The 15,318-nt window shown below is 69.6% G+C and carries 16 protein-coding genes; 8 read left to right on the top strand and 8 right to left on the bottom strand.

The window, feature by feature from the left end:
* The first annotated feature begins 67 nt into the window (after positions 1-67).
* From CS0771_RS23255 to CS0771_RS23245, 3 genes are all read left to right on the top strand, one after another.
* Positions 68-991: an ABC transporter ATP-binding protein gene (locus CS0771_RS23255; protein WP_244870971.1), complete on the top strand. Its 924-nt coding sequence runs from the start codon at positions 68-70 to the stop codon at positions 989-991.
* Positions 972-1,757: an ABC transporter permease subunit gene (locus tag CS0771_RS23250; protein ID WP_212842974.1), complete on the top strand. Its 786-nt coding sequence runs from the start codon at positions 972-974 to the stop codon at positions 1,755-1,757. Before CS0771_RS23255 ends, CS0771_RS23250 begins: the two co-directional genes overlap by 20 nt.
* Before the next feature lie 182 nt (positions 1,758-1,939).
* Positions 1,940-2,887 carry a CdaR family transcriptional regulator gene (locus CS0771_RS23245; protein WP_244870970.1) on the top strand — a complete coding sequence of 316 codons (948 nt, stop codon included), beginning with the start codon at positions 1,940-1,942 and terminating at the stop codon, positions 2,885-2,887.
* Positions 2,888-2,915: 28 nt separating this feature from the next.
* Here CS0771_RS23245 and CS0771_RS23240 read toward each other — a convergent pair whose 3' ends face one another.
* The gene (locus tag CS0771_RS23240; protein WP_212842972.1) at positions 2,916-3,314 is read right to left on the bottom strand and encodes a hypothetical protein; all 399 of its coding nucleotides are present in this window, start codon (positions 3,312-3,314) and stop codon (positions 2,916-2,918) included.
* Between the two features lie 194 nt (positions 3,315-3,508).
* Between CS0771_RS23240 and CS0771_RS23235 the strand changes: the two genes are divergently transcribed.
* On the top strand, positions 3,509-3,916 hold the full coding sequence (locus CS0771_RS23235) for a CBS domain-containing protein (RefSeq protein WP_244870969.1): 408 nt from the start codon (positions 3,509-3,511) through the stop codon (positions 3,914-3,916).
* On the top strand, positions 3,913-5,199 hold the full coding sequence (locus tag CS0771_RS23230; protein ID WP_212842970.1) for an SLC13 family permease: 1,287 nt from the start codon (positions 3,913-3,915) through the stop codon (positions 5,197-5,199). Before CS0771_RS23235 ends, CS0771_RS23230 begins: the two co-directional genes overlap by 4 nt.
* Positions 5,200-5,236: 37 nt before the next feature.
* On the opposite strand, the gene CS0771_RS23225 is transcribed toward CS0771_RS23230, so the two are convergent.
* Positions 5,237-5,677, bottom strand: coding sequence for a CBS domain-containing protein (locus CS0771_RS23225; RefSeq protein WP_212842969.1), 441 nt, complete (start codon positions 5,675-5,677; stop codon positions 5,237-5,239).
* 157 nt (positions 5,678-5,834) lie between these two features.
* Here CS0771_RS23225 and nhaA point away from each other — a divergent pair, with 157 nt between their 5' ends.
* Positions 5,835-7,148 carry a Na+/H+ antiporter NhaA gene (gene nhaA / locus CS0771_RS23220; protein ID WP_212842968.1) on the top strand — a complete coding sequence of 438 codons (1,314 nt, stop codon included), beginning with the start codon at positions 5,835-5,837 and terminating at the stop codon, positions 7,146-7,148.
* 60 nt (positions 7,149-7,208) lie between these two features.
* Here the strand turns inward: nhaA and CS0771_RS23215 are convergent, their stop codons facing one another.
* The 5 genes from CS0771_RS23215 to CS0771_RS23195 all read right to left on the bottom strand — a co-directional run bounded on the left by CS0771_RS23215 (position 7,209) and on the right by CS0771_RS23195 (position 13,713).
* A complete protein-coding gene (locus tag CS0771_RS23215) occupies positions 7,209-7,562 on the bottom strand; it encodes a hypothetical protein (RefSeq protein ID WP_212842967.1) in 354 nt (117 codons plus the stop codon).
* A 245-nt stretch (positions 7,563-7,807) separates the two neighbouring features.
* The gene (locus tag CS0771_RS23210; RefSeq protein WP_212842966.1) at positions 7,808-10,417 is read right to left on the bottom strand and encodes a C39 family peptidase; all 2,610 of its coding nucleotides are present in this window, start codon (positions 10,415-10,417) and stop codon (positions 7,808-7,810) included.
* Between the two features lie 691 nt (positions 10,418-11,108).
* A complete protein-coding gene (locus CS0771_RS23205; protein WP_212842965.1) occupies positions 11,109-11,684 on the bottom strand; it encodes a GerMN domain-containing protein in 576 nt (191 codons plus the stop codon).
* Positions 11,681-13,039: a HAMP domain-containing sensor histidine kinase gene (locus tag CS0771_RS23200; RefSeq protein WP_212842964.1), complete on the bottom strand. Its 1,359-nt coding sequence runs from the start codon at positions 13,037-13,039 to the stop codon at positions 11,681-11,683. The genes CS0771_RS23205 and CS0771_RS23200 overlap by 4 nt, the downstream gene beginning before the upstream one ends.
* On the bottom strand, positions 13,036-13,713 hold the full coding sequence (locus tag CS0771_RS23195) for a response regulator transcription factor (RefSeq protein WP_212842963.1): 678 nt from the start codon (positions 13,711-13,713) through the stop codon (positions 13,036-13,038). Before CS0771_RS23195 ends, CS0771_RS23200 begins: the two co-directional genes overlap by 4 nt.
* A gap of 182 nt (positions 13,714-13,895) precedes the next feature.
* On the opposite strand from CS0771_RS23195, the gene CS0771_RS23190 reads away from it, so the two are divergent.
* Both CS0771_RS23190 and CS0771_RS23185 read left to right on the top strand, forming a co-directional pair.
* Positions 13,896-14,333, top strand: a complete 438-nt coding sequence (locus CS0771_RS23190) for an STAS domain-containing protein (protein ID WP_212842962.1) — start codon at positions 13,896-13,898, stop codon at positions 14,331-14,333.
* A 47-nt stretch (positions 14,334-14,380) separates the two neighbouring features.
* Positions 14,381-14,824: an STAS domain-containing protein gene (locus CS0771_RS23185; protein ID WP_212842961.1), complete on the top strand. Its 444-nt coding sequence runs from the start codon at positions 14,381-14,383 to the stop codon at positions 14,822-14,824.
* Positions 14,825-14,850: 26 nt separating this feature from the next.
* Here the strand turns inward: CS0771_RS23185 and CS0771_RS23180 are convergent, their stop codons facing one another.
* On the bottom strand, positions 14,851-15,213 hold the full coding sequence (locus CS0771_RS23180; protein WP_212842960.1) for an STAS domain-containing protein: 363 nt from the start codon (positions 15,211-15,213) through the stop codon (positions 14,851-14,853).
* Positions 15,214-15,318: the final 105 nt, after the last annotated feature.

Here is a 15,318-nt window from a genome sequence, read left to right as displayed (position 1 = left end):
GGCCGTGGCGAAGACGGCCGAGTCTCGACCTGGAACCCACCCGTGGAGCAAGCAGATGCTATGGAGCATGACAGACGACATCGCCGTACGGGCCGAGGACTTGACCAAGTTCTACGGCACCCGCCGCGGCATCGAAGGCCTCTCCTTGGAGGTCCGCGCCGGGGAGGTGATGGGATTCCTCGGCCCCAACGGCGCCGGCAAGACCACGACCATCCGGCTGCTGCTGGACTTCCTGCGCCCCACCCGTGGCCACGCCACCGTGCTGGGCATGGACCCCCGCCGGGACAAGGCCACCCTGCACCGCCACATCGGCTACCTGCCCGGCGAACTCGCGTTTCCCGGCCGGGAGAGGGCTGCCGACCTGCTCAAGTTCTTCGCCGACTCCCGCGGCGGCGTCGCCTGGCAGACCGTCACCGGCCTGGCCGAGCGCCTGGAACTGGATCTTTTACGGCCGATCCACACCCTGTCCAAGGGAAACAAGCAGAAAGTCGGCCTCGTACAGGCGTTCATGCACTCCCCCGCACTGCTGATCCTCGACGAGCCCACCAGCGGCCTGGACCCGCTCATGCAGCAGGAGTTCCTGGCGCTGATCCGGGAGGCACGCGCGGCCGGGCAGACGGTGTTCATGTCCTCCCACGTGCTTGCGGAAGTGCAGCAGACCGCCGACCGGGTAGCGATCGTGCGCGACGGGCGGCTGGCCGCTGTCGAACGCGTCGAGTCGCTGGGACGGCGCGCCGTCCGCACCGTCGAGATCCACTTCGACGGGCCGGTCGACGCCGCCGAGTTCACGTCCCTGCCCGGCGTCACCGACGTGACGGTGTCCGGGCCGGTGCTGCGGTGCACGGTCGACGGCCGCCTCGACCCGCTCATCAAGGCAGCAGCCCGGCATGAGGTCGTCGACCTGCTGTCGGCCGAGCCCGACCTTGAGGAGACGTTCCTCAGCTTCTACTACCACTCCGAAGGAGCAGGCGATGTCCCCGCTGGTGCGTAAGACCTGGCGCGACGACCGCCGCGCCATCATCGGCTGGGCCGCCGGCATCGCCGCCTTCACCACGATCTACACCTCGTTCTACGCCAGCTTCGCAGGCGCCGCCGAGCTCAAGGACGACGCCCTGCCCGAAGGCATGAAGGACTTTCTGTCCGTGCAGGACATGACCTCCCCCGCCGGATACCTGCAGGCCACCGTCTACAGCCTCGTCGGGCCGCTGCTGGTGGTCATGGCCGCGCTGATCCTGACCGTCCGCACCATTCCACGCCCGGAGGAGGACGGCGGCATCGAACTGCTCATGGTCAACCCGCTGTCGCGGCGCGCCTTCGCGACCCAGCGCCTGCTGGCGACGTTCATCAGCGTCACCGCCCTAGCCGCCATCCCCGGTGTCCTGGTGCTGGCGATCGCGCCGGGCGTCGGGATCGACGTGCCGGGCGGCAACATCGCCTCGGCGTCCGCGGGGCTGGTGGGGCTGGCCTGGTGCTTCCTGGGTATCGCGTTCGCCGTCGGCGCGGCCACCGGCCGGCGCGGACTGGCCATGGCCGTGGGCGGCGGACTCGCGGTCGCGACCTACGCCCTGCGGGGACTCTCCGGGATCATCGAGGGCGGCGACTGGCTGAAGTGGCTGTCGCCGTTCCACTACTTCATCGGCACCGACCCGCTGCACACCGGCTGGCACCCCGGCCACCTGCTCATCCTGGCCGCGGTCGGAGCTGTGACCGCGGTCGCCGGGATCGTCATGTTCGACCGCCGCGACATCGGCGTCTGAACGCCCGCATCCCTGAGGTGGGCGGCCTGCCAGCCGCCCACCTCACATCGCCCTGCCGGGCTGACAGGACACCGATGACAGACTCATTCCCCGTCTGGCTTTCCCAAGCCTGCGAAGCGCTCCTCGACCACACCAGCCACCACCCGCGCGAGCATTTGTCGGAGCAAGCAGCTGCTCTGGGCGTGTCCGCTGCGCGGTCGCTGACCATCGCCGAGACCGTCGACGCACTCCTGCACGCCGCAGTCGACCGGTGGACCGCCACAGCGCCTGCCGGTGCCGCCGACCAAGGCACGGAACTGCTGACGAACCTCCGGCGGATCACCGCCGCGGTGCTCGACGGCTACCACCGCAGCGCCCACGACGAGGCCACCGAACGCGACCGCGAGCGCGCCACGTTCGTCGACGACCTGCTCGCCCCACATGCCGACCCGGGCCGGCTCGCCGCCCGCGCCCAGCGCTACGGCATCCGCCTGTCCGGGCAGCACACCGTTATCGTCGCCAGCGTCCCGCAGCCGGCACCAGCCATCGTCCAAGCGGTCGACGAGGCCTTGGCGGCGCGGTTCGGGACCGCGAACATTCTGGTCAGCGCCCGGGACGGCGAGCTGGTCTGCGTATGCGCGGGCGGGCTGCGCGGCGTACCGGCCGAACTCGCCCGCCACCTGCAGACCCGCCTGAACGGATCATGGCAGGTCGCGGTCGGCCGTACCCATCCTGGGCTGGCCGGACTGGCGACCTCGCTGGAGGAAGCACGCAATGCGCTGCACCTGGCCGGGCGCCTGGGTTTCCACAGTCCGGTCCTGCACGCGGCGGACCTGCTGGTCTTCCCGGTGCTGCTCCGCGACCGCGACGCGATCACCGATCTGGTCACCACCGTCCTCGGGCCGCTGACCGCTGCCCGCGGCGGCGCCGAACCCTACTTGGCCACCCTGGCCGCGCTGTTCGACAACGAGGGCAACCACACCGCCACCGCCCGGGTCCTGCACGTCAGCGTCCGCGCCGTCACCTACCGGCTCGACCGCATCCACGCCCTCACCGGCTACCACCCCAGCGAGCCCACGCAGCGGTTCACCCTGCACACAGCGGTGCTCGGCGCCCGGCTCCTGGGATGGCCCGCGCAGTCTGACGGCTGACCGGCGTACGCCTCGCCGCACGCCGCGTTCAATGCGAGGCAGGCGGGATCTGCCGCAGGCACGTCCAGGCGACGAGCACCGAACTGAGCGCCAACGTCAGCCCGTACAGACTGGAGAACTCCGGCGTGGTGAAACCGTCACCGTTCAACGTCAGCGCTGCCAACCCGCCGAGAACAGCGACGATCCACAGCACCCGGCCCCACACCGGGACGCCGGCCAGCATCTGACGCACGATGTGGCGGCCCATCCACCGCTCGCGGCCGCCCGTCACCGCCAGCCAGCTCCCGGCCCACAACAGCGAAGCCACGAACCAGGACAGCTGGGGCGAGGCCCTGCCGAGCAGTTCCACGCCAAATTCGATCGATGCGTACGCCGCCACGGCACAGCTGACGCCGAGCATCCATGACGCCGATCTGCGGGACAACATCGGGGCAGCGTAGCGGCGGGCCACCATAGGCCGCAGTCCGCAACCCCTTCCCTGTGCGGAGTTTGATCTCGCCGCACCCCGTCCGATAGGGTCGGGGCCAGGAGCGCCGGGAAGTCTGGTCGGCATCACATCGTCGACCACAGAAACGGACCCCTCCCGTGCGTGCTGCCGATCTTCTCGTGCCCTGGCCGAGCGTGACCCTGGACACCCCAGCCATCGACGCCGCCAGGACCCTTGCTGACGCCGACCTGCCCGGTCTGATCGTCGTCAATGGAACTGGTGAGCCGTTCGCGGTGCTGCCGGGCACCCAGGTGCTGCGGCTGGCCGTGCCGTCGTACTGCCAGGACGATCCGCTGCTGGCCCGGCTGGTCGACGAGGCCGCCGCCGACGTGTTCATCCGCGAGCTCGGCGAGCGCACGGTGCTGGAGCTGCTGCCGCCGCAGCCGTCGGAGCTGCCCGTGGTGGCCTCCGACGCCACGGCCCTGGAGATCGCCGCGCTGATGGCCCGCACCCGCAGCCCGCTGGTCGCCGTTGTCGGTGACGGCCGGCTGCTGGGCGCGGTGACCCTGCACGGCCTGCTCGACCGGGTGATGCCGGCATGAGCCTGCAGGCGTGGCTGGCGGTGGCGGTGTTCGCCGTCGCATACGTGTTCATCGCCACCGAGTGGATCCACCGCGTCGCGGTCGCGCTCGGTGGCGCGGTGCTGATGCTGCTGATCGGCGCGACCGACGCCGAGCACGCGTTCTTCTCCGAAGAGTCGGGCATCGACTGGAACGTCATCTTCCTGCTGATCGGCATGATGCTGATCGTGTCGGTGCTGCGCCGCACCGGCCTGTTCGAATACCTGGCGATCTGGGCCGTCAAACGCGCACGCGGCCGACCGTACCCCGTGATGGTCATTCTCGTGGTGATCACCGCGGTCGCGTCGGCGGGCCTGGACAATGTGACCACGGTGCTGCTGGTCGCGCCGGTGACGCTGTTCGTGTGTGACAAGCTAGGGCTGCCCGCGGCGCCGTTCCTGATCGCCGAGGTGATGGCGTCCAACATCGGCGGCGCGGCGACGCTGATCGGTGACCCGCCGAACATCATCATCGCGAGCCGGTCCGGGCTGACGTTCAACGACTTCTTGAACGTCATGGGCCCGATCGTGCTGGTGCTGCTGGTGGTGTTCCTTGGGCTGTGCCGGTGGCTTTTCCGTGACGCGTTCCGCCACGACAGCGCCAAGGTCGCCGCCGTGATGGCGATGCGTGAGCGCGAAGCGATCCGTGACCCGCGGCTGCTGGTGGTGAGCCTGATCTTCCTCGCTGCGGTGCTGGGTGCGTTCATGCTGCACTCGGTGCTGCATCTGGAGCCGTCGGTCGTGGCGATGGTCGGCGGGCTGATGCTGCTGGCTGCTTCCCGGCTCGATCCGGACGAGGTCGCCAAGGACGTCGAGTGGCACACACTGATCTTCTTTGCCGGGCTGTTCATCATGGTCGGCGCGCTCGTGCACACCGGTGTCATCGGTCAGCTGTCGCAGGCGGCGACGCAGGCGGTGGAGGGCAAGCTGTGGGCAGCGACCGTGCTGCTGGTCGGTGCGTCGGCGGTGCTGTCGGCGATCGTCGACAACATCCCGTACGTCGCGACGATGAGCCCGATCGTGGCAGACCTGGTCAGTGCTGACGGGACGCCGCAGGGCAACGTGCTGTGGTGGGCGCTGGCGCTGGGCGCGGATCTGGGCGGTAACGCCACCGCGATCGGCGCGTCGGCCAACGTCGTCGTGCTCGGCATCGCCGAACGGGCCGGCAAGAAGATCACCTTCTGGGAGTTCACCAAGTACGGCCTGATCGTCACCGTGATCACCGTCGCGATCTGCGTGCCGTACCTGTGGCTGCGCTTCTTCTGACCACGGGCGGGCCGGCGTCGCACGCGGCGGCACGGTGTCAGGCGGGCACCAGGTCGCGTATCACCGCTTGCATGCTCACCGCGCCTTTGAGCACGCCGTCGTCGACGACCGCGACGAGTTCGCTGCCGGTGGACGCCATCAGTGACGCGATCTCCAGTGCGGTCGCGTCCGAGGTCACGGCGAGCAGGCGAGGTGACGTCTGCCCTAGGCATTGCCCGACGCTCCTGCCGCTGAGCGCGTCGGCGATGGCAGCGGGAGTGTCGTCGGCGACGCGGGCCAGGATCGGGTCTTCCAGGCAGTAGGGCGGCACGGCCAGCCGGAGCACCAGTGCCCCGGGCAGGACCCGCATCGGATGTCCGGCATCGTCGACGACGACGATGCCTGGCAGTCCGTCGTCAGCGACACAGGCGATGGCGTCGAGCACCGGTGTCCCCATGGTGACGGTGGGGCACTCGGTGGCCAGTTCACGGGCACGCATGAGGAGTCACCTCCAGGCTGCCTAGCTGCCTGTCGCCAGGTTATCGCAGTTCAGGGGCATGGATCTGCGGTCGTAGCCGGAGATCTTGCGGGTACGGTGGTGATGGAGTGCCGGGAAGCCTGGTCGGCGGACATCGGTGATTAACGGAAGGAATCGAATGAAACCGTCGACCCGCAAGGCAGTGATCTTCGGACGGGGCTCCTGGTCCGAGCGCCGTCGCCTGGCAGACATCCTGCGGTTGGAGACCGTCGGCGGCGCCCTGCTTCTGGCCGCAGCGGTCGTTGCGCTGATCTGGGCGAATTCGCCATGGTCGGCGTCTTACGAGGCGGTGCGCGGCTACGAGGTCGGTCCGGCTGCGCTGCACCTGCACCTTCCGCTGGGTGTCTGGGCCGCCGACGGCCTGCTGGCGATCTTCTTCTTCGTCGCCGGTCTGGAGCTCAAACGCGAGTTCGTCGCCGGCGACCTGCGCGAACCTAGCCGAGCGGTGGTGCCGATCGCCGCCGCCGCGGGCGGCGTGCTGATCCCCGCACTGATCTACACGATGGTCAACCGCGGCGACGCGGCCGCTTTGCGCGGCTGGGCGATCCCCACCGCGACCGACATCGCGTTCGCGCTGGCCGTACTGGCCGTCGTCGGCCGCAACCTCCCGTCGGCGCTGCGCACGTTCCTGCTCACCCTCGCCGTTGTCGACGACCTCATCGCCATAGTCATCATCGCGGTCGTGTACACGCAGCAACTACTGGTAGTGCCGCTGCTGGCCGCGCTGGCGCCGCTGGTGCTGTTCGGGTTACTCGTACAGCGCCGATGCCGGTCCGCCTGGCTGCTGGTTCCGCTGGCCTTCGCGACCTGGGCGCTCGTACACGCCTCGGGTGTGCACGCCACCGTCGCCGGGGTGCTGCTGGCCTTCGCCGTGCCGGTGCGCCCGCGCAACGGCCGGCCCGACGACGATGACCCCGGCTTGGCCGGGCACTTCGAGCACCGCCTGCGTCCGCTGTCGGCGGGCTTCGCCGTCCCGGTCTTCGCGTTGCTCACCGCCGGGGTCACCATCGGCGGGCTCAGCGGCCTGACCGACGCCCTGACGTCTGGAGTCTCGGTCGGGATCACCGTCGGGCTCGTGCTCGGCAAGACGATCGGTGTGCTGCTGGCCACGGCGCTGGTGGCCAGGTTCACCGCCGCGAAGCTCGATGAGGGCCTGGCCTGGGCTGATGTGCTCGGCCTGGCGATGCTCGCGGGAATCGGCTTCACCGTGTCGCTGCTCATCGGCGAGCTGTCCTTCGGCCCGGGCACTGAGACCGCAGCCCATGCCACCATCGCCGTGCTGGCCGGCTCGGTCTGCGCGGCGATGCTGGCAGCGATCGTGCTGCGGATACGCGATCGCGCCTACCGCCGCATAGCTGAGATCGAGGCGGTTGACACGGACCACGACGGCATCCCCGACGTCTACGTGCTGCGCGACGACCACATCAGTTAGATCCGGCCGGCAGTCCTCGGCGTGCGCTGTCGCCCCGCAGGCCGTGGCTCGGCAGGTACGTCATGCGCTGGGATCGGCCGGCGGTCCGGGGCGGCGCATGAGGTCCTCGATCTCGCGGTCGAGGGCTGCGTCGTCGCGGACGTGGCGCAGCCAGCGCTGCCCCAGGCCCAGCCCCAGGGCCGCGAGCAGAACGGAAACGTGCCAGCCGGTGGCGGTGCCGTCCAGCATCGGAAACCCGTGTCGGTCGGCGAGCAGCGACTCGAACAGCACGAATCCGATCACCGTCGTGTACACGCTGGTGCGGGTGTCTGCGACGACGGCGGCGAATCCGGCGAGTGCCACTGCGACAACCACCAGTTGCGCGGTGGTGTCGTCGGTGACGAGCCCGGCCAGCAATGTGGCAACGGCCATCACTGCGGCACCGTGGGCCCATCTGGCGTGGGACGGTGCCCACTTCGTATACGCAGCTCGCGGCCGGACTGTCATTGGCTCGCCCTCCGGGCCATGGCATGGCGTGAGGATTCCGGTGACCGGATTCAGCCCGATGCTAGCGCCCGAGACCGAGGAATACACGTTGGCGGGCGCCTCGGCAGCGATGCGGGGCAAGACGTTGTGCTGTGGTGGGAGGCCCTGCCCCCGTGTGCAGGGCCTCCCACCACTCACTCCGCGACGACGATCATGTGGCCTTGGCCAGGGATGCCGTCCATGTTCGTCATGCTGTACATCTGGCTGGCGGTGGCCAGGTAGTGGTCGTCACGGGCCGGGTCCCACAGCACGAACTTGTCGATGCTGTAGACGCCGTTGCCGTTGTCGATGCCGGCGTAGCCCTGCACCACCAGGTAGTGCATGGTGAAGGTGTCGTCGTTGTTCCACCACGGGATGTCTTTGGCCTGCACGACGATCGCGGCGGGCTGGCCACGGTCGACCGACCCGGCGAGCTTGTTCATGACCAGCTTCCACTTGTCGCTGCCCGCGCCCTCGGCGGCGTAGTCGTGGTAGACGTAGTCCACGACCCCGGACTTTCCGGCCAGCTCGGCGTTGAGCACGTCGCGCACGTCCCACGGGTTGGTGCCCAGCGAGTCGGTGCCGAGCTTGGCGGCGTAGTCGGCCTGGCTGCCCAGGGGCGTCTTCCCCAGCGACTTGAGGATGGCCTGCAGGGCGGTGGGGCCGCACCAGGTCCCGGTCTGCTGCTGTTCGCCGTCGACGTTCATGGTGGCCAGTCGCAGGGTGTGCTTCCAGCCGCCGTTGATCTCGATGTCGGTGCGCAGCGTCGCGACCCGGCCGCTGGTCGAGACGAACCCGGGCCCGTCGCATGATCTGTCGTTGCCGTAGTAGGCGGCCTGGCAGGTCTGCAACGTCAGCGCGCCCGTCGCGTCGATCATCGTCAGTTTGCCGCGGATGACCGCCGAGGTGCTCAGCGGCTGGGTGTACAGGTGCGGCTTGACGGTGCTGCCGGAGTACTCCAGGCAGCCGGTGTAGACCACGCCCGGGTACGACGACACGGCGCAGATCTCCTCGTCGGTGTCGAGGCCGTCGTTCTCGGCGTCCTGGTCGGAGACCAGGTTGGTGCCCCACTTCTTGTCCGTGGTCGGGTCGGCGACCGGCGCGACGACGGCGTAGATGTTGTCGTAGGTGTGCACGCCGCCGGGGCTGGACGGGTTGAACGGGCCGACCTTCTTGACCGTGTTGCCGTAGTTGCCCTCGATGGTGGTGATGCGGCCGTCGGGCAGCACGTCGACGACGACGCCGATGTGCTTGCTGGAGTAGTAGTCGTAGCCGTACAGCACGACGTCGCCGGGACGGATGTTGGTCTTGGAGCGCAGCAGGCCCTTGTTGCGGCCCCACGTCTCGAAGCTGCCCGAGTACGGGAAGTACACGTCGATGCCCGCCTGCTGCCAGGTCCACGACGCGAACATCGAGCACCACGGGTCGCCGCACTTGACGGTGCCGTGGTAGCCGTACGGGTTGCAGTTGTCGCCCCACTCGTCGGTGCCGAGCTGGCTGTAGGCGGCGTTGACGATCGCCGAGCGGATGTTGGCCGAGGCCACGCTGCCCGGGTTGGGCGTCGCCGGGACGGTCGGGTTGCCCGGTCCGCCGGTGGGCTTGGGGTCGCTGTCGCAGCGCGGCAGGATGATGTCCACCGAGCCGGTCGAGACGTAGAAGTCCGCGACCCACAGCCCGTCGCTGGTCTTGTCCCACACCGCCGAGCCGCCGTAGTTGAACTCGCCGTAGGCCTGGCACGTGATGGTGATGTAGCTGCCACCGGCGTACTTGTCCACGACACTGCCCGAGGTCAGGCTCTTGCCGTAGTAGCCGTTGAGGGTGGTCTTGGCCAGGAAGCGGTTGCCGCCACCGGACGGGCCGTCGCCGTCGCACTGGCGCATGACGATGCTCGACGAGCCGGTGATGACGTAGAAGTCGGGGATCCACAGGCCGTCGCTGGTCTTGTCCCAGATCGCCGAGCCCCCGTAGTTCACCTCGCCGTACGCCTGGCACATGATCGTGACGTAGCTGCCCTCGCGGTACTTGTCCCAGACGTTGCTCGCGCTCAGGCTCTTGCTGTGGTAGCCGTTGAGCGTCGTGCGGATCTTGTACTGGGTGCCGCCGTTGGGGTTGGTGGCCCCGCCGCCGCTGATGCCGATCGAGGAGCACAGCGGCACGCCGCTGATGCGGCCGCTGGTGCCGGTTGTCACGTACGCGTCGGGCACCCAGTACCCGTCCGACGTGTAGATCCACAGGGTGGAGCCGCCGACTGCGACGCCGTAGTCCTGGCAGCGCACGTACAGGGTGCTGCCGTCGGGGTAGGCGTCGACCCGGATGCGGTCGTCGGGGTTCGCGCTGCCCCGGCCGTCGATGGCGAACTTCACCGGGTACGGCCCGGAGTTCGAGCCGCCGCTTGTCGGGGTGCCGTTGATGCCGATGGACAGGCAGCGCGGCACGCCGGACACGAAACCGCTTGTCCCGGTGCGGATGTAGGCGTCGGGGATCCAGTAGCCCTCGCGGGTGTAGTCCCAGATGGTGCTGCCGCCGGCGGCCAGGCCGGTGTCCTGGCAGCGCACATAGACCTGCTCACCCGTGGTGTACAGATCGGTCGCGGTGCGGTTGTTCGGGTCCATGCTGCCGCGGCCGTCGATCGCGGTCGTGGCCGGGTATGGCCCGTACAGCGGGAAGGTCGGGTCGGCCTGTGCGGGGGACGCGATCGCCACGGCGGCGGCCAGTGCAAGACAGACACTGGCCGTGGTGGCGAGCACGCGTTGCAGTGCGCGCAACGGTTTTGCTCCGTTTCGGGGGTGATCGAGTGATCAGAGCGTCGTCGCCCATTTGATCATCAGACCGCAGCACCGTATCGTGATCAGAGTGCACTTGGAACCCTTGTCATCATTTTTCATGTTGTTGACATGAATGACGGATGTGAATCGCCTAAGCGGGTTTGTGGTCAGCCGAAATCCGCGGCCCGACTCCGAATCGCGTTAGCTGACGGCTGTCACAGAACTCTCATGGTTCTGCTGTGTGCTCGCGGGGTCGCCTGGACGCCACCACCGGCGCTCTGGCACAGATGCTGGGTGAACTCGCGATCCCCCGTGTGAGCAGCGCGCCGACGGAACCATCCTCGAACTCGACAGCTATGGCAGCAGGCAGTACGGCAGCATGACCGACTACCGGGTCGGCCTGGCGGGCTGGAGAACGGCGAGTCCTTCCCCTACGGAGTCGCTGCCGTATACGACCGGGCCGAGAGCCTCATGGCGTAGGTCAGCGTGAGCGCTGACCTACGCCGACGTCGATGTCGGTGTCGGTGTCGACGACACCGAGAAGCAGCTGGCCGAAGCCCTCGCCGATGCCGTCAACAAACTCGCCGTGTCACTGGGAACCGCGTACCTGCCGCAGTATGCGACGGCGAAGCTTCAGCCGCAGCGTTGTCTCATGGTCCGCCCGGCCCGGTAGCCGGTTTCAGCGTCGTGATCACTGAGCTTCGAGGTTGCCGTAGTCGGCGCAGGTCAGCGGGTCTTCGGTGAGCGCGCCGTTGCCGCGCGGCACGCCGACTCGCTGGCCCTGGCGGGTGAAGACGACCTGGTTGATGTCGGGTCGGCTGGACAGGGTGCACACCAGCTGCCCGAAGGCGAGGACGTCGTCGCTGCGCCCGGTGCCCTCCAGCGCGGTGGACAGCTCGACGGTGGCCGACCCGGCGGCGTCGGTGGCGGAGTTGATCGCGGTGGTGCCGGTCAGCGCGCTGTTGAGGCCTGCTTCCTGTTCGGCGGGGGTCGGCCCGGCGAGCAGGTCGGCGAGCAGTTGCTGGGCGTCGGGCTGGGCGGGGACTTTGCGTTCGACGGCGATGAGGTGGCCGTCGCGCAACAGGTACAGCTTTTCGGTGATGGGCCCGGACGCCGCAACCGCTGGTGTCGGGGCTGCCGATGGGGCGTTGTTGCCGGTCTGCTCGACTTCGCGGGCGGTGTCTTCGACGGGCACCCCGCAGCCGGCTGCGAGCGCCGCCAGGATGACGCCGCCTGCGGCGGCCGCTGCGATGCGATGACGTCTCATGGGCGCTCCAGGGGAAGTTCGATGCGGAAGCGCGCGCCGCCGCCGGGCCGGTCGAGGACCTGCACGGTGCCGGCGTGGGCGGTGACGTGCTGGGCGACCAGGGCCAGGCCGAGTCCGGTGCCGTCGTTGTCGCCGCGGGCTCCGGCGGAGCGGCCGCGGACGAACCGGTCGAAGATCGTGTCGCGGTCGTCGGGGCTGACGCCTGGGCCTTCGTCGTCGACTTCCAGGATCCGGACGCTGGAGTGCCCGGTCAGGCGGACGGCGACCGCGCCGCCGCCGTGGGCTTGGGCGTTGTCGATGAGGTTGGCCAGGACCTGTTCGATGCGTCGGCGGTCGACGTGCCATATCGGGCTGGTGTCCGGTTCGACGGTGACCAGCGTGGTGGGCAGGCCGCGATGGCGGCATACCTGGCGGGCGACGGCGGCGACGTCAACGGGGGCGCTGTCGGCGGGCTGGTCGCTGCGGGCCAGTTCGAGCAGGTCGGTTACGAGTTCCTGAAACCGCTGGACTTCCTCGACGAGCAGTCCGGTGGCGCTGGCGGTGCGTGGGTCGAACTGGTCGCGGCGGCGTTCGAGGACGCTGGCGGCCGCGGCGAGGGTCTGCAGGGGTGAGCGCAGTTCGTGGCTGACGTCGGCAGCGAAGCGGCGGTCGCGTTGCATCCGGGCCGACAGCTGGTCGACCATGTCGTTGAACGAGGTGGCCAGCCGCGCCAGATCCGGCTCGGTTGCCGGATCCAGGCGGGCTGCCAGGTTGCCGCCCGCGATGTCGCGGGCGGCGTCGGCGACGGTGGCCAGCGGCCGCATGACGCGGCGGCTGGCGTACATGCCCAGTAGCGCCCCCGCGACAGTGGTGCCGGCAGCGACGAGGGTCAGGACCAGGCCGAGGACTTTGAGGTTGCCGTCGAGCTCGCCCATGTAGTCGATCTCGTAGAGGGCTGTGTCGGGGCCGAGGGGGATGCCGAACACCATCGCAGGACGGTCGCCGATATGCACTCGTTGCACGCCTGCCTTGCCCTGGCCGACCATGGTCACGACACTGTCGGGCAGGCTGTCGGTGAGCGTGTTGTCCACGACGGTGCGGGAGTAGAAGTCGCCGTCGTGCCACAGCAGCGCCCGGCGGTTGGCGCCGGTGTCCAGTGAGCGCAGCACCGGCAGGACCTCAGGGTCGTCGACGTCGAGGCCCGCGCGCACGATCCGGGCGTCGGCCATCACCGCGCGTTTGGCGGTGCGTTCGCGTTCGTCGAGCAGGAACCGTTCGGTCAGCTGGTAGGACAGCAGCGCCATCGCCGCCGACACCAGCAGGGCGCCGACGGCGAACCCGGCGGTGACCCTCGCGCGCAGGCCGGGGCGCTTCATCGCGGCATCTTGTAGCCGAGCCCGCGCACGGTCACCAGCCGCCGCGGCGAGCCCGGGTCGTCTTCGATCTTCTGGCGCAGGCGGCCGACGTGCACGTCGACGAGGCGTTCGTCGCCGAAGTCGTACTCCCACACCCGCGCCAGCAGCTGCTGGCGGGACAGGACCTGCCCGGCGTGCTCGGCCAGCTCACACAGCAGCCGGAACTCGGTGCGGGTCAGCGTGACCTGCTGCCCGCGCAGCAGCACCTCACCGGCCTGGGCGCGGACCTGCAGATCGCCGAGGTCCACCTGTCCCGGTTGTGCGGATGGTCCGCTGCGGCCACGGCGGCGCAGCGCCCGCAGCCGCGCCGACAGCTCCTTGACCGCGACGGGCTTGACCACGTAGTCGTCCGCGCCGGCCTCGAGCGCGGCGACGATGTCGTGGGTGTCGTCGCGGGCGCTGACGACCACGATCGGGACGTCGTCGTCGCGGCGCAGCTCCCGGATGCACTGGAACCCGTCGATGCCGGGCAGCATCAGGTCGACCAGCACCGTGTCGGCGGGCTCGCCCCGCTGACGCAGCAGCCCTTCCTCGGCTGTCGCGGCGGTGTGCACCGTGTAACCCTCGTCCTCCAGCGCCAGGCTCAGCGACAGGCGGATCCGGTCGTCGTCTTCGATCAGCAGTACCGCAAGCACCGCGGAATCATGCCCCGGCGAGCATGGCTGCGACAGGGCTGAGCTGCCGTTCCGGCGATTTGTCACACAACTGTCACGGCTTCGCGGAACTTCCGCCACACCGGGCGCAGATCGTCTGACGCACCCGAGGCGAGGAGGCCACCGATGATCACTTCCAAGGCGAGCGCGGGCAGGCGGCGTCCGTGAGCGACCGGTTGCGGCTGCGACTGTACTCCAGCCCGCTGGGTCTGTACCTGACTGCCGATGGCTGCATCGACGGCAGCACCGTCCAGCAGGTCACCACCGCCGTCGACCTCGCCTTGACCCGGCTCAACCCCGTACGGATCACCGTCGACCTCACCGCCGTCACCTACCTCGACGTCGCCGGTGTTGCGACACTCATCGCATGCCGGCGCGACGCCCGCGCCAGAGGTGCCCACCTGACCGTGACTCAGCCGAGCAGCCAGGTGCGTGCCACGGTCCTGGCCTGCGGTGCCGGCGACCTACTCGACGTCGGTGGCGCCGTCGATCCGCCGCTACCAGCCGCCGACACGTGGCGGCGCTGCCGCCGCCCGAGCCTGCGCAGCCTGCGCCCGCCTGGCCGAGCACGCCGCGTCCCCCGCAACGAACCCACCCGCTGACCGTCACGTCGCGGGGTCTGCCGGGGGGACGCCGCCGAGGAGCGCCGATGTCCGAGCATCTGCACCTGAGACTGCACGCCACCGCAGGCGGGCTGTGCCTGGATGCCCGCGGCCGATTGGACGTCGTGTCCCGCGGTCGGCTGGCACAGGCCCTGACCGCGATCTTCGATCATCTTCCGATGCGTCGGCTGGTGCTCGGCCTGTACCGGCTCGACGCCATCGACCGGGCCGGTGTCGCCGCGCTGGTCGCCGCGCAGGAGCAGGCGCGACAGCGCGGAGTCGACCTGCTGGTCCGGGGGCCTCAGGACCACGTCCGAGCCGCTTTGGCCGCCCTCGGCGCCGTCGGTCTGCTCGCCGATGGCGCTGACGAGTCGTGGGGGCACCTGCCGTCTCGGCTGCGCAGGCGCCTTGTCCGCGCCGCCGGATGGGGCTGCCCGTGTCCCACCCGCCCGCGAAGCAGGCCGCAGCGATGCGCACGACCGACACGTTGAGCGCTGCGGTGCGGCCGCGGGACCGTTCAGCGGTCGCCTGCGGCGTGCCGGGGTAACGGCCGGTCAGCCGGCAGAACCTGCACCACCCCGTGGGGGTCGGCTGCCCGCAAGGTCATGGCGATCTGCGGCAGCGCCGAGCGGACGCTGAGCGTCCCGCCCGCGTAGCGCATCCGCTGGTGTGTCTGCACGATCAGCATGGCACCGGCGACGTCCAGGAAACGGCATCCGGCCATGTCGAGGGCCAGGACTTCGGGCCTGAGCCGCATCGCTTCGTCCAGTACCCGGCTGGCCTGGTCAGCCGACCAGGCATCCAGGTCGCCGACGATGCGGACCTCGACCTCCGGAACCCGCCACGCTGCTACTGGACCGTGGCTGTGACCGTCGATCACGTCGTCCTCCTTCCTGCCGCCGCCGAGCATCGGAGCCGTTCATGGCGGCGTCCTCGCGATGACGTGACAGTCGTGTGACAACGGGCACCGGTCGCCGCAGCGGCC

This window comes from Catellatospora sp. IY07-71 (assembly GCF_018326265.1).
Lineage (GTDB): Bacteria > Actinomycetota > Actinomycetes > Mycobacteriales > Micromonosporaceae > Catellatospora.
This window is presented reverse-complemented; position numbering and strand designations above follow the sequence as displayed.

Excerpts from the sequence above, each read along its gene's own strand:
- CS0771_RS23185 (WP_212842961.1), top strand. The coding sequence starts at position 14,381 with ATGTCCGAGCATCTGCACCTGAGACTGCACGCCACCGCAGGCGGGCTG.
- CS0771_RS23230 (WP_212842970.1), top strand. The coding sequence starts at position 3,913 with ATGAGCCTGCAGGCGTGGCTGGCGGTGGCGGTGTTCGCCGTCGCATAC.
- CS0771_RS23205 (WP_212842965.1), bottom strand. The coding sequence starts at position 11,684 with ATGAGACGTCATCGCATCGCAGCGGCCGCCGCAGGCGGCGTCATCCTG.
- CS0771_RS23200 (WP_212842964.1), bottom strand. The coding sequence starts at position 13,039 with ATGAAGCGCCCCGGCCTGCGCGCGAGGGTCACCGCCGGGTTCGCCGTC.
- CS0771_RS23240 (WP_212842972.1), bottom strand. The coding sequence starts at position 3,314 with ATGTTGTCCCGCAGATCGGCGTCATGGATGCTCGGCGTCAGCTGTGCC.
- CS0771_RS23250 (WP_212842974.1), top strand. The coding sequence starts at position 972 with ATGTCCCCGCTGGTGCGTAAGACCTGGCGCGACGACCGCCGCGCCATC.
- CS0771_RS23255 (WP_244870971.1), top strand. The coding sequence starts at position 68 with ATGACAGACGACATCGCCGTACGGGCCGAGGACTTGACCAAGTTCTAC.
- nhaA (WP_212842968.1), top strand. The coding sequence starts at position 5,835 with ATGAAACCGTCGACCCGCAAGGCAGTGATCTTCGGACGGGGCTCCTGG.
- CS0771_RS23225 (WP_212842969.1), bottom strand. The coding sequence starts at position 5,677 with ATGCGTGCCCGTGAACTGGCCACCGAGTGCCCCACCGTCACCATGGGG.